Origin of the sequence: Streptomyces sp. NPDC058239 (assembly GCF_042882185.1) — a bacterium.
Lineage (GTDB): Bacteria > Actinomycetota > Actinomycetes > Streptomycetales > Streptomycetaceae > Streptomyces.
Window position 1 is genome coordinate 363433 of sequence record NZ_JBHVWS010000001.1, and the last position, 12913, is coordinate 376345.

9 protein-coding genes are annotated in these 12913 nt (G+C 69.7%); 3 read left to right on the forward strand and 6 right to left on the reverse strand.

What is annotated here, in order from left to right; translation table 11 throughout:
• Positions 1-570, reverse strand: coding sequence for a dienelactone hydrolase family protein (locus ACFVYE_RS01705; protein WP_383968673.1), 570 nt, complete (start codon positions 568-570; stop codon positions 1-3).
• Between the two features lie 46 nt (positions 571-616).
• On the opposite strand from ACFVYE_RS01705, the gene ACFVYE_RS01710 reads away from it, so the two are divergent.
• Positions 617-1741, forward strand: a complete 1125-nt coding sequence (locus ACFVYE_RS01710; protein ID WP_389603720.1) for a mechanosensitive ion channel family protein — start codon at positions 617-619, stop codon at positions 1739-1741.
• An 18-nt stretch (positions 1742-1759) separates the two neighbouring features.
• On the opposite strand, the gene ACFVYE_RS01715 is transcribed toward ACFVYE_RS01710, so the two are convergent.
• Positions 1760-3346 (reverse strand): Na+/H+ antiporter, encoded by a 1587-nt coding sequence (locus tag ACFVYE_RS01715; RefSeq protein ID WP_389603567.1) that lies wholly within the window; start codon positions 3344-3346, stop codon positions 1760-1762.
• Positions 3347-3587: 241 nt separating this feature from the next.
• Between ACFVYE_RS01715 and ACFVYE_RS01720 the strand changes: the two genes are divergently transcribed.
• Positions 3588-5900, forward strand: coding sequence for a hypothetical protein (locus tag ACFVYE_RS01720; protein ID WP_389603569.1), 2313 nt, complete (start codon positions 3588-3590; stop codon positions 5898-5900).
• A 67-nt stretch (positions 5901-5967) separates the two neighbouring features.
• On the opposite strand, the gene ACFVYE_RS01725 is transcribed toward ACFVYE_RS01720, so the two are convergent.
• Genes ACFVYE_RS01725 through ACFVYE_RS01740 form a run of 4 tightly spaced genes read right to left on the reverse strand, consistent with a single transcriptional unit; the run spans position 5968 to position 8900 of the window.
• Entirely contained in the window at positions 5968-6444 is a 477-nt protein-coding gene (locus ACFVYE_RS01725; protein WP_383968682.1) for a GNAT family N-acetyltransferase, read from the reverse strand.
• Entirely contained in the window at positions 6441-7382 is a 942-nt protein-coding gene (locus ACFVYE_RS01730) for an RluA family pseudouridine synthase (protein WP_383968684.1), read from the reverse strand. Before ACFVYE_RS01730 ends, ACFVYE_RS01725 begins: the two co-directional genes overlap by 4 nt.
• 23 nt (positions 7383-7405) lie before the next feature.
• Positions 7406-7996: a signal peptidase II gene (gene lspA, locus ACFVYE_RS01735; RefSeq protein ID WP_383968687.1), complete on the reverse strand. Its 591-nt coding sequence runs from the start codon at positions 7994-7996 to the stop codon at positions 7406-7408.
• A gap of 58 nt (positions 7997-8054) precedes the next feature.
• Positions 8055-8900, reverse strand: coding sequence for a TraR/DksA family transcriptional regulator (locus ACFVYE_RS01740; RefSeq protein WP_383968690.1), 846 nt, complete (start codon positions 8898-8900; stop codon positions 8055-8057).
• A gap of 541 nt (positions 8901-9441) precedes the next feature.
• Between ACFVYE_RS01740 and ileS the strand changes: the two genes are divergently transcribed.
• Complete coding sequence (gene ileS, locus ACFVYE_RS01745) at positions 9442-12591, forward strand: isoleucine--tRNA ligase (RefSeq protein ID WP_389603572.1); 3150 nt, start codon at positions 9442-9444, stop codon at positions 12589-12591.
• The last annotated feature ends 322 nt before the right edge of the window (positions 12592-12913 follow it).

A 12913-nucleotide genomic window follows, 5' to 3' on the forward strand; every position in this document is an offset into this window, starting at 1 on the left:
TCACAGCGTGGCGAGGAAGCCGAGCGCGACCTTCCAGGCCAGCTCGGCCGAGGCCGCGTCGTGGTCCGGCAGTTCGGGGTCCGTGAAGAGATGACCCGCGCCCGGATAGCGGTAGACCTCGACATCGGCACCGGTCCGCTGCATCTGCAGATACCAGGAGTTCAGCCAGTCGTGCGTCTCGAACGGGTCCGGGTCCGCGACATGCAGCTGGACGGGCAGCTCGTCCACCGTGGCGTTCTCGGCGATGTCCGAGGTGCCGTGGAACAGCAGCAGACCGCGCGCCTTCTCGTCGCCGAGCGCCAGGGTCTGCGCGGTGGACGCCCCGAAGGAGAATCCCGCGTACACCAGACCCCGGTCGGAGTAGGGCGCGGCGGCCAGTACTGCCCTCCTGAGCAGCTCGTCCTTGCCCACCTCTTCCTTGAAGGCCATGCCTTCCTCGACGGTTTCGAAGGTGTGCCCCTCGAAGAGATCGGGCACCTGCACCTCGTGCCCGGCGGCGCGCAACCGGTCGGCGGCCGCGTGCACCGCGGGGCGCAGACCGTACGTCGAGTGGAAAAGCATGATGTTCATGAGGCCAATGGTGCCAGCTACGGTCGGGAGCATGGAGAACGACAGGATGGAGATCGTGCTGCGTCCGCTGATCGTCGTCGGCGGCTCGGTCGTGATCACGCTGCTGGTCGGCTGGCTGGTCGATCTGCTGCTCAGACGGGCCGACCGCCTGCACCACGAGACGCCGTTGTGGGGTCTGCTGCGGCGCTGCCGGATCCCGCTGCAGCTGACCCTGTGCACTGCGCTGCTGCGGGGCACGTACACCCACACCCGGCTCGGACTCGTCCAGGACCACGAGGCCGGGATCGGCCAGGTCCTGACTCTGGTGCTGATCGGGACGTCGGCCTGGCTGGTGGTGCGGATCGCGGCAGCCGTCGTCGACTCCGTCTACGCCCGGTACGCGGCGAGCACCCGCGATCCGGCACGGGTGCGGAGGGTCCGTACGCAGGTGACGCTGATCCAGCGGGTGGTCACCGCGATCGTGGCGACCGTCGCCGTCGGCGCGATGCTGCTGACGTTCCCGGCGATGCGGACGTTCGGCACCTCGATGCTGGCCTCGGCCGGTGTGCTCGGCATCGTCGCGGGCATCGCGGCCCAGTCGACGCTCGGCAATCTCTTCGCGGGGCTGCAGATCGCCTTCGGCGACATGGTGCGGATCGGCGACACGGTGGTGGTGGACGGCGAGTGGGGCACGATCGAGGAGATCACGCTGACCTTCCTCGCGGTACGGACCTGGGACGAGCGGCGGATCACGATGCCGGTCTCGTACTTCACCAGCAAACCGTTCGAGAACTGGTCGCGCGGCGGCGCCCAGATGACCGGCTCGGTCTTCTTCCATCTCGACCACTCGGCCCCGGTCGCGGCAATGCGTGACCAGCTGCGGGACATCCTGGGCGAGTGCGCCGCCTGGGACGGCCGTAACTGGTCCCTGGCGGTCACGGACACCACGCCGTCGACGATCCAGGTCCGCGCGGTGGTCACGGCCAAGGACGCGGACGACATCTGGACGGTGCGCTGTGCCGTGCGGGAGCAGCTCATCGGCTGGCTGCGCGACCACCATCCCTACGCACTGCCGAGGATCGCGACGGCGCCCGCGACGCTTCCGCCGGGCGACGAGTGGCCCAACTCTCCCCACCCTACGGACGAGAAACCGACGGGCTGGGACAAGTCCCCCCGCACGGGACGCGGCTGACCGGGCGCGGGCGCCACGTCACCGCAGGCTGCGTACGTCCAGCTGCCGCAGCACCCGGTCGACGACCTCCGGGTTCGTGCCCGCCTCGTTGCGGGCCGAGAGCACCTCGTGGCGGGCGGCCGACATCATTTCGCGCTGGACGCGGTTGACCGCCTTGAAGCGTTCGGCGCGCTTCGCGTACGCCTCGCGGCGCTCGTCGTCGACCATGTCGGGGCTGATCCGCGCCCCCACGTCGTACGCCAGCCGCTGCAGCCGCTCCGCGACCTCGTCCGGGAACTCCTCGACCTCCCGGATCTCCTTGAGCCGCTGCTTCGCGGCCTTCGCGGCACGGATCGCGAGGTCCTTCTCCAGCGCCTCCTCGACGTCCGTGTCCGCCCGGACCCGTAGCTTGCGGACCAGCCACGGCAGGGTGAGTCCCTGGACGACGAGCGTGGCCATGATCACGGCGAAGGCGATGAAGACGATCTCGTCACGGCCCGGGAACGGCTTCCCGTCGTCCGTCTTCAGCGGAATCGCGAGCGCCAGGGCGACCGAGGCCACTCCCCGCATCCCGGACCACCACATGACAACGGTCTCCCGCCAGCTGGTGGGGATCTCCTCGCTGACGTCGCGCCGGGTGTGCAGCCGCTTGGCGAGCCAGGTCGCGGGCAGCAGATACAGCAGCCGTACGCCGACGACGACCGCGACGACGGCCAGACCCCAGCCGAGCATCTGGAGCTCGCGCCCGTCTGCCGTCCCGAAGACGTTGTGCAGTTCGAGGCCGATCAGCCCGAAGGCGACCCCGGTGACGAGGGTGTCGACGATCTCCCAGAACGTACGGCCGGTGAGCCGCCCGAGTACGTCGTCGGCGTCGGCGGTGTGCTCGGCGAGGAAGAGCGCGGTGGTGAGGACGGCGAGGACACCCGACCCCATCAGCTCCTCCGCGAGGACATAGCTCACGAACGGCACCAGCAGGGTGAGGCCGACCTGGAGCGTGGCATCGCCGAGCAGGCCCATGAGTTTGATGGTGATCCAGCCGAGCGCCACACCCACCGCCACGGCGACGACCGCGGAGAGGATCAGCAGCCCGAACGCCTCCGGCAGCGAGAACGTGCCGCTCACCGCGGCGGCGATCGCCACGTGGTACAGCACGATCGCGGTCACATCGTTGAACAGCCCCTCGCCCTCCAGGATGGAGACGAGTCTGCGCGGCAGCCCGACCGAGCCCGCGACGGCCGTCGCGGCGACCGGGTCGGGCGGGGCGACGAGCGCGCCGAGCGCCACGGCGGCGGCGATGGGCAGTCCGGGAACGATCGCGTTGGCGACTGCGGCGACGGCGGCCGTCGTGATGAAGACCAGTGCCACGGCCAGCAGAAAGATCGGTCGTTTATTGGCGGCGAACTGCCGCCAGGAGGTGCGCTGCACGGAGGCGTAGAGCAGCGGCGGCAGCAGCGCGGGAAGAATGATCTCGGGCGGGATGTCCACATTCGGCACGAAGCTGAGGAACGCCATACCGACTCCGGCGAGCGTCATCAGCACCGGTGCGGGCAGTCCGAGACGCTCCCCCAGTGGCACCGTGACCACAGCTCCGAGCAACAGCAGGAGGAGCAGTGCCATTTGGTCCACGAGGTGCCTTCCGGAATGCGGCGAGCCGACCTCTTTGATCGGTCGATCTGGACTTCAAGCCTGCCACGCAAGGCCCGCAATCCAGACAACACCCCCTCCATATCGCCTCTCTGACCGATCATTCCTCCGATGTCTATGCCGTCAGCCCCCTTCCGCTACCTCCCCGGGGCGGGCAGTATGCGGCGTGCGTCATTCAGGGACAAGAACCCTCACCACATACATGACTGACAGGAGAAATCACGTGACCGCGTTCTCCCGAAGGCATTTCGTCGGCGCCGCCGCCGGCACATCCGCGCTCTGGCTCGCCGGCTCCCGTACCGCATGGGCCGCAGCCGCGCCCGCACCGACGGGCCATCCGGACGCCGGCATATACGAGAAGACCGTCCGCGACGCCGCCATGACCTGGCGGACGCTCCCCACCGGCTGGCAGCAGGCCCCCTTCCTCGCCAACGGCTACCTCGGCGCCCAGCTGTACGCGGGAAAGACCGCCAACACCCTGAAGCTGATGCTCAGTCACAGCCAGGTGCAGGACCAGCGCGGCCAGTGGCGCGGTGGCATCGGCTTCTCCCGGCTTCCCATCGGGTACTTCACCCTGACCCTCGCCGGGGAGATCACCGCCGTCGACTGGACCCTGGATCTGTACGACGCCGAGCTGCGCGGCACCGTCACCACCACGCGCGGCTCCCTGGAGTTCTCCGCCCTCGTGCAGAACGACACCAGCGCCCTGCTGATCTCCACCGGACCCACCCCCGGCGAGGAGTCCGCCGCCTGGTCCTTCCAGTGGCTGCCCGCCGCCACCACCCGCAGCAGCGGCAAGCCCGAGGACTACACGGCCAACCCGGACCCACGGGTCGGCGACGGCTTCGTCGAGCAGCCGCTGCTCGCGGGCGGCGGCTGGACCACCGCCTGGCGCGAGCAGCGCGAGGGCACCGGCCGGCTGCTCGCCGCACACCTCGTCCACCGCTTCCCCGGCCAGGTGTCGCAGGCCACGACCGCCGCGCTGAGGGCCGTGGACCGCACCCTCGCCACCGACCCCGACCGGTTGGTGGACCGCCACCGCACCTGGTGGCACGCGTACTACCGGCGCAGCTTCCTCTCCGTACCGGACAAGCGGCTGCAGAGCTTCTATCTCACCCAGCTCTACAAGCTCGCCGCCTCGACCAGGGCCGAGGGTCCGACGATCTCCGAATGGGGCCCGTGGTTCCCCGAGGTCGGCAACAACTGGACCGCGGTCTGGTGGAACCTCAACGTCCAGATCGGCATGGCACCCATCCACGGCTCCAACCACCCAGAACTCGACTCGGTGACGGGCGCCTTCCGCCGCTTCGAGCACAACCTCCCGACCTCCGTCCCCGTCGACTACCGCGACGGCGAGAGCTACGCGCTGGGCCACCCCTCCGACTGGCAGCTGCGCGCAGGCGATACGTACGACGTCGGCGCCCCGGGCTCGGACCACGTCTCCGACAACTTCGGCAATCTCACCTGGGCCCTGCACAACGTCTGGCAGTCCTACCGGCACTCGATGGACCTGTCCGTCCTGCGCGATGTGGTGTATCCGATCCTCGCGAAGGCCATCAACTTCTACGCGCACTTCCTGCACGAGGGCCCGGACGGCAGGCTGCATCTGCTGGAGACCCGCTCCCCCGAGTACGCCAACGCCGAGGACTGCACCTACGACCTCTCGCTCGTCCGCTGGGGTGTGCGCACCCTGATCGCGTCGGCGAAGCTGCTGCGCAACAACGATCCGCGGCTGAAACGCTGGCAGGACATCGACCAAAGGCTCACCCCGTACGCCGAGGACCCGGCGGCCGGCGTCATGATCGGCAAGGACGTCCCGCTCGCCGACTCGCACCGGCACCATTCGCATCTGCTCTGGCTCTACCCGCTGCGCGAACGGAACTGGGACCTGGCCGGGGACCGCGATGTGATGCAGCGCTCCATGGACCACTGGGTCTCCATGCAGCAGCTGTGGCACGGCTACAGCTACGCCACCGCCTCGTCCATGTACTCGGTGATGGACGAGCCGGAGAAGGCCCTCGACTTCCTGACCTTCTTCACCGATCTGAAGGTGGTCGCGGACTGCCAGATGACCGTCAACACGATGTACCGGGAGGGCAAGAACCTCGCCCTGGAGAGCCCGCTGTCCGCCGCCCAGTCGATGCTCGACATGGTGGTGCAGGGCCACGAGGGGGTGGTGAAGGTCTTCCCGTCCGTCTCGGACCGCTGGGCGGACGCGTCGATCGCGTCACTGCGCACCCAGGGCGCCTTCCTGGTGGACGCCGACCGCTCCGGCGGTGCCACGCGCTGGGTACGGGTGCACAGCGAGGCGGGCGCCCCGCTGACCCTGGACCACTCCATCGCGGGTCGGATCGACGTACGGGACGCGCACGGGCGCCCGCTGCACTGGCGGGAGACCGGACCGGGCCGGATCACGGTCGCCCTGCCGCGCGGTGGCACGGCGACGGTCACTCCGCATGGCGCGCGCCACCCCGGGAGGGGACCGCGCGATGTGCCGTCGAACGGGGCATGGACGCGCTGGGGCCTGCCGGACTGACCCGGGCGGATGCGGGGGTGCCGCTCGCTCCGTACGGCCGGGGCGGCACCCGGCACTCGTTCGCCTGCTACAGAGCGCGGCGCATCGCCCGGTGGGCGATGCCGGCGTCCGGGAATTCGGGGCCGTACGCCACATACCCGAGCCGCTCGTAGAAGCCGAGTGCATGGGTCTGGGCGTGCAGATCGACGGCGGCCAGACCGAGCTCACGGGCCGCGTCCTCAATGGCCCGGACCAGCGCCACGCCGACGCCGAGACCGCGCGCCTCCTTGGTCACCGCCAGCCTGCCGAGCGAGCCCACGGTGAGGTCGCCGCCGGTCTTGGCCACGGCGACCGGACCGTGCAGCAGCCGCCCGGTACCGAGCGCGGAGCCGTCCGCCGCGACGGCGATCACATGCACCGCGTCAGCGTCGTAGGCGTCGTACTCGATCTCCTCGGGCACGTTCTGCTCACCGACGAAGACGTCCTTGCGGACCTGGAAACAGGCGGCGCGGTCCTGCTCGTCGACGACGGTACGGGTGGTGTACGGGGCGGACGTGCCGGTCATTCGCTCTCCGCCTCGATCTTGTCCAGAGCCTGCTGGAGGTCGTCCGGGTAGGTGCTGGAGAACTCCACCCAGCTGCCGTCGGACGGGTGCTCGAAGCCGAGCCGGACGGCGTGCAGCCACTGCCTCGTCAGACCGAGGCGCTTGGCCATCGTCGGGTCGGCGCCGTAGGTGAGGTCACCGACGCACGGGTGGCGGTGGGCCGACATGTGCACCCGGATCTGGTGCGTACGGCCCGTCTCCAGCTTGATGTCCAGGAGGCTGGCGGCGCGGTAGGCCTCGATGAGGTCGTAGTGCGTCACGGAGGGCTTGCCCTCGGCCGTGACGGCCCACTTGTAGTCGAGGTTGGGATGGCGCCCGATGGGGGCGTCGATCGTGCCGCTCATCGGGTCCGGGTGGCCCTGCACCAGCGCGTGGTACTTCTTCTCGACGACCCGGTCGCGGAACTGGGCCTTCAGCAGGGTGTAGGCCCGCTCGGACTTGGCGACGACCATCAGGCCGGAGGTACCGACGTCGAGACGGTGGACGATGCCCTGGCGCTCGGCGGCGCCGGACGTCGAGATCCGGTACCCGGCCGCGGCGAGACCGCCGATGACGGTCGTGCCGGTCCAGCCGGGGCTCGGGTGGGCGGCGACCCCCACCGGCTTCACGATCACGACGATGTCGTCGTCGTCGTGCACGATCTCCATGCCCTCGACGGGCTCGGCGACGATCTGCACCGGAGCGGGTGCCTGCGGCATCTCCACTTCCAGCCAGGCGCCGCCCCGTACCCGCTCGGACTTCCCGACCACCGCGCCGTCCACCTGCACCTTCCCGGCAGCGGCCAGGTCGGCGGCCCTGGTGCGGGAGAAACCGAACATCCGGGAAATGGCGGCGTCGACACGCTCGCCCTCCAGGCCGTCGGGTACGGGCAGGGTGCGGACCTCGGGATACGTACTCACCTGTCGAGTATGCCTTGCGCCCGCTAGTCCTTGTGCACGGTCCCGTCGGGGTCCAGGCCCTTGAAGGAAAGGATCACGATCAGGATGCCGCCGCAGACGATCGCGGAGTCGGCGAGATTGAAGACGGCGAAGTGCGCGGGAGCGATGAAGTCCACCACCGCGCCCTGGAAGGTGCCGGGAGCCCGGAAGATGCGGTCGGTGAGGTTGCCGAGCGCACCGCCGAGCAGCAGGCCGAGTGCGATGGCCCACGGCAGGCTGTAGAGCTTGCGGGCGAGGCGGGCGATCACGACGATGACGGTCGCCGCGATGAAGGTGAAGATGATCGTGAAGGCCTCACCGATGCCGAACGCGGCGCCCGCGTTGCGGATCGCGTCGAGCTTCAGCCAGTCGCCGAGGATCTCGACCGGCGGGTGGTGCTCCAGCTTCGCGACCACGATCATCTTGCTGATCAGGTCGAGCAGATAGGCGAAGACGGCCACTGCGAAGAGCACCATGATCTTCCGCTTGCCCCTGCTCGGGACCGTCTCCTCGACCCGGCTCTCGGCCTCGTCCCCTTCGGTCCCCTCAGCATCGGGGATGTCCGGCGTACCGATGATGCGCTCCGCCTCTGCCACGTGAGTCCCTCAACCTAGGTTCCTGACTGAGGACGAGGGTACGACACACGGCCACGGATCAACCGCGGCGCTCCTGCTTCTGTTTGTCCTCGACACAGAGCGTGGCCCGTGGGAACGCCTGCATCCGCGCCTTGCCGATCGGATTGCCGCAGACCTCGCACAGTCCGTACGTCCCGGCGTCGAGCCGGGCCAGGGCCCGCTCGGTCTGGTCCAGCATCTCCTGGGCGTTGGCGGCGAGCGACATCTCGTGCTCGCGAGTGATGTTCTTGGTGCCGGTGTCCGCCTCGTCGTCACCCGCCCCGTCACCGGAGTCGCGCATCAGCCCGGCGAGTGCGGCACTCGCGGCCTCCAGCTCACTGCGCAGCCGCATGATCTCGCTGCTCAGCACGGCCCGTGCCTCTTCGACCTCTTCCGGCGTCCAGGGGTCCTCACCCGGCCGGACCGCCAGCTCGCCGGGGCCTGTCGTGGCGACTCCACGGGCCGGGGGCACGGGCGCCGCACCCTTGCCGGCCGTGCGGGTCCGGGCCGCGCTCTTCTTGGCTACCACCGTGTGGGCTCCCGTCTGCTCGGCGGCCTCGGCCGCCACCGTGGCCGCCGCAGCGGCCTTCTTCGAAGCCTTCTTGACCGCGCTCTTCTTCGCAGGTGCCTTCTTGGCCTGCGCCGCGTGCTCGGCGGGCGCCGCCCGCTTCCGGGCCGCGGTCTTCTTCGCCGCGGTCTTCTTCGCAGCCGCCTTCTTCACGGCCGCCACCGTCGGGCCGGCCTCGGGAACGGGCTCCGCATCCGCCGTCTCCACACCCGCCTGCGAACCGCCCTCCGAACCCGCCTCTCCGCTCGTCCTTCCGGCCGCCGCGCCCGTGGATCTCGCTGACGCCGACTTCTTTGCGGCGGTCTTCTTCGCCACCATGGCCGCGGCCCCTTCACATATTGTGATCTTGCACGCGAATCGTGCTGGGACGATAAATCGACCCCAGCCCCGCGGCAACGGGGCACGCCGCCGAATCGCCCCTCCCCGTGTCCGGATACCGACGCGCCTGAATCCGTTGTGCCCAGCTCCCCGCCGGGTAATCCGCCTCCCGGCCCCCGCCCCGGACTCCGTACGTCCGCGTCTGCCCATTCGGGTCATGCCCCGCCCCACGGGTTAAACCGGTCGGCCGTCGCCCGTACGGGCCCGTACACTGGCCTCAGCGAGAGGCGTGGATGGGACGAGTAGCGTCGTACGCAGCCAGGAGCGACCCGGGGACGGTGTGAGCCCGGGGGCGAGCGCGTCGTGAAGATCACCCGGAGCCGTCGGAAGAAAGCCGCAAGGCGAGTAGAACCGGCATCGCGACCCCAATGAGGGGGCCACGGGTACACACCCGGGGCCAAGGAGGGTGGTACCGCGGGAGTCGATGAGGCTCTCGTCCCTCCGACGGAAGTGGAAAACGTCCGCCGGAGGAAGTCCGCCCATGACATCGCCGCAGTACCGCCAGGTACCCGCCCAGGTCGACCTGCCCGCGCTGGAGCACGCCGTGCTCGATTTCTGGCGCGAGAGCAAGGTTTTCGCCAAGAGCCTCGAACAGTCCGAGGGCCGCCCCGAGTGGGTCTTCTACGAGGGCCCGCCCACCGCCAACGGCATGCCCGGTGCCCACCACATCGAGGCCCGCGTCTTCAAGGACGTCTTCCCCCGCTTCCGCACCATGCAGGGCTACCACGTGGGCCGCAAGGCCGGCTGGGACTGCCACGGACTGCCGGTCGAGCTCGCGGTCGAGAAGGAGCTGGGCTTCAACGGCAAGAAGGACATCGAGGCGTACGGCATCGCCGAGTTCAACGCCAGGTGCCGCGAGTCCGTGACCCGCCACACCGACGCGTTCACCGAGCTCACGACCCGGATGGGCTACTGGGTCGACCTCGACGACGCCTACCGCACGATGGACCCCGAGTACGTCGAGTCGGTGTGGTGGTCGCTGAAGGAGATCTTCAACAAGGGCCTGCTGGTCCAGGACCACCGCGTCGCCCCCTGGTGCCCCCGCTGCGGCACCGGCCTCTCGGACCACGAGCTGGCGCAGGGTTACGAGACCGTGGTCGACCCGTCGGTCTTCGTACGCTTCCCCCTCACCTCCGGCCCACTGGCCGGCGATGCCTCGCTCCTCGTCTGGACGACCACCCCCTGGACCCTGGTCTCCAACACCGCCGTCGCCGCGCACCCCGACGTCACCTACGTCGTCGCGACCAACGGCGAGGAGAAGCTCGTCGTCGCGCAGCCGCTCGTCGAGAAGTCGCTGGGCGAGGGCTGGGAGACCACCGGCCAGACCTTCACCGGCCGCGAGATGGAGCGCTGGACGTACGAGCGCCCGTTCACCCTCGTCGACTTCCCGGCGGAGGCCCATTACGTGGTCAACGCCGAGTACGTGACGACCGAGGACGGTACGGGTCTGGTCCACCAGTCCCCGGCCTTCGGCGCCGACGACCTCGTCGTCTGCCGCGCCTACGGCCTCCCGGTCGTGAACCCGGTCCGCCCCGACGGCACCTTCGAGGAGAACCTGCCGTTGGTCGGCGGCGTCTTCTTCAAGAAGGCCGACGAGGCACTCACCGAGGACCTGGCCGCCCGCGGCAAGCTCTTCCGGCACGTCCCCTACGAGCACAGCTACCCGCACTGCTGGCGCTGCCACACCGCGCTGCTCTACTACGCGCAGCCGTCCTGGTACATCCGTACGACCGCCGTCAAGGACCGGCTGCTCGAGGAGAACGAGAAGACCAACTGGTTCCCCGACTCGGTCAAGAACGGCCGTTTCGGTGACTGGCTGAACAACAACGTCGACTGGGCGCTGTCCCGTAACCGCTACTGGGGCACCCCGCTGCCGATCTGGCGCTGCGAAGACAGCCACCTCACCTGCGTCGGCTCGCGCGCCGAGCTCAGCGAGCTCACCGGCACCGACCTCTCCGGTCTTGACCCGCACCGCCCGTTCATCGACGAGATCACGTTCACCTGCTCGCACGAGAACTGCCAGCTGGAGGCGTACCGCGTCCCGGAGGTCATCGACGCCTGGTACGACTCGGGCTCGATGCCGTTCGCGCAGTGGGGCTACCCGTACAAGAACAAGGAGATCTTCGAGAGCCGCTACCCGGCGCAGTTCATCTCGGAGGCCATCGACCAGACCCGCGGCTGGTTCTACACGCTGATGGCGGTCGGCACGCTGGTGTTCGACAAGTCCTCCTACGAGAACGTGGTCTGCCTGGGCCACATCCTCGCCGAGGACGGGCGCAAGATGTCCAAGCACCTCGGGAACATCCTTCAGCCGATCCCCCTCATGGATCAGCACGGCGCTGACGCGGTGCGCTGGTTCATGGCGGCGGGCGGCTCCCCGTGGGCAGCGCGCCGCGTCGGCCACAACACGATCCAGGAGGTCGTCCGCAAGACCCTCCTGACGTACTGGAACACGGTCGCCTTCCAGGCCCTGTACGCCCGTACGTCCAACTGGGCGCCGTCCGCGGCCGACCCGGCCCCCGCGGACCGCACGGTCCTGGACCGCTGGCTGCTGAGCGAGCTGAACGCGCTGGTGGACCAGGTCACGCAGGCTCTGGAGGGTTACGACACCCAGCGCGCCGGCAAGCTCCTGTCCGCGTTCGTCGACGATCTGTCCAACTGGTACGTACGCCGCTCGCGCCGCCGCTTCTGGCAGGGCGACAAGGCGGCCCTGCGCACCCTGCACGAGGTCATCGAGACGGTGACCCGGCTGATGGCCCCGCTCACCCCGTTCATCACCGAGCGGGTCTGGCAGGACCTGGTGGCTCCGGTCACCCCGGACGCCCCCGAGTCGGTCCACCTGTCCGCCTGGCCGAAGGCGGACCTCGCGGTCATCGACCCGACGCTCTCCACCCAGATGGCGCTGGTGCGCCGCCTGGTCGAGCTGGGCCGGGCCACGCGCGCAGAGTCGGGCGTCAAGACCCGCCAGCCGCTGTCCAGGGCCCTGGTCGCGGCGGCGGGCTTCGAGTCCCTCTCCCCCGAGCTGCACTCCCAGATCACGGAGGAGCTGAACGTCTCCTCGCTGGCCTCCCTCTCCCAAGTCGGCGGTTCACTGGTCGACACCACTGCGAAGGCGAACTTCCGGGCGCTGGGCAAGCGGTTCGGCAAGGGCGTCCAGGCGGTCGCGAAGGCCGTCGCGAACGCCGACGCTGCAGCCCTCTCGCTGGCCCTGCGCGAGGGCACGGCATCGGTCGAGGTGGACGGCGAGACGGTCACCCTCTCCCCCGATGAGGTGATCATCACCGAGACGCCGCGCGAGGGCTGGTCGGTGGCGTCCGACTCGGGTGCGACGGTCGCCCTGGACCTGGAGATCACCCCGGAACTGCGACGCGCGGGCCTCGCCCGTGACGCGATCCGCCTCATCCAGGAGGCCCGCAAGAACAGCGGCCTGGACGTCGCTGACCGCATCGCCGTCCGCTGGACGTCCGCCTCCCCCGCCACGGTGGAGGCCCTGACCGAGCACGCGGCCCTGATCGCGGACGAGGTCCTGGCCCTGGACTACGCCCAGGGCGAGGCGGACACGGCATACGGCACCCCGTTCGAGGACGAGGGCCTGTCCCTGACGTTCCGCCTCCGCAAGACGGAGCAGTAGCCCAAGCCCATCGGAGGCCCGCCCGGAACAAGTGCTCCGGGCGGGCCTCCGGCGTTTCCCCCCGCCCCCTCAAGCAGTCGCCGGAGGGGCTTGATCGTGCCGGGTACGACGTGAGATTCAGCCTCGCCGGCCTCTGAGTCACGGAGTCTGAGGCCGGGCCCCGGTTCGAGAAGGCGCGGGTCGGGGAACACCCCCGCCCACGGCAAAAGGGCCGGGGGGCCGGGGGGGCCCCCCGGGCCCCCCCCCCCCCCCGGGGTGGGTTTAAAAAAAAAAACGCCCCCCGCCATCGAAAAAAAGAGTTGTGGGGGGGGGGGGGGGGTTT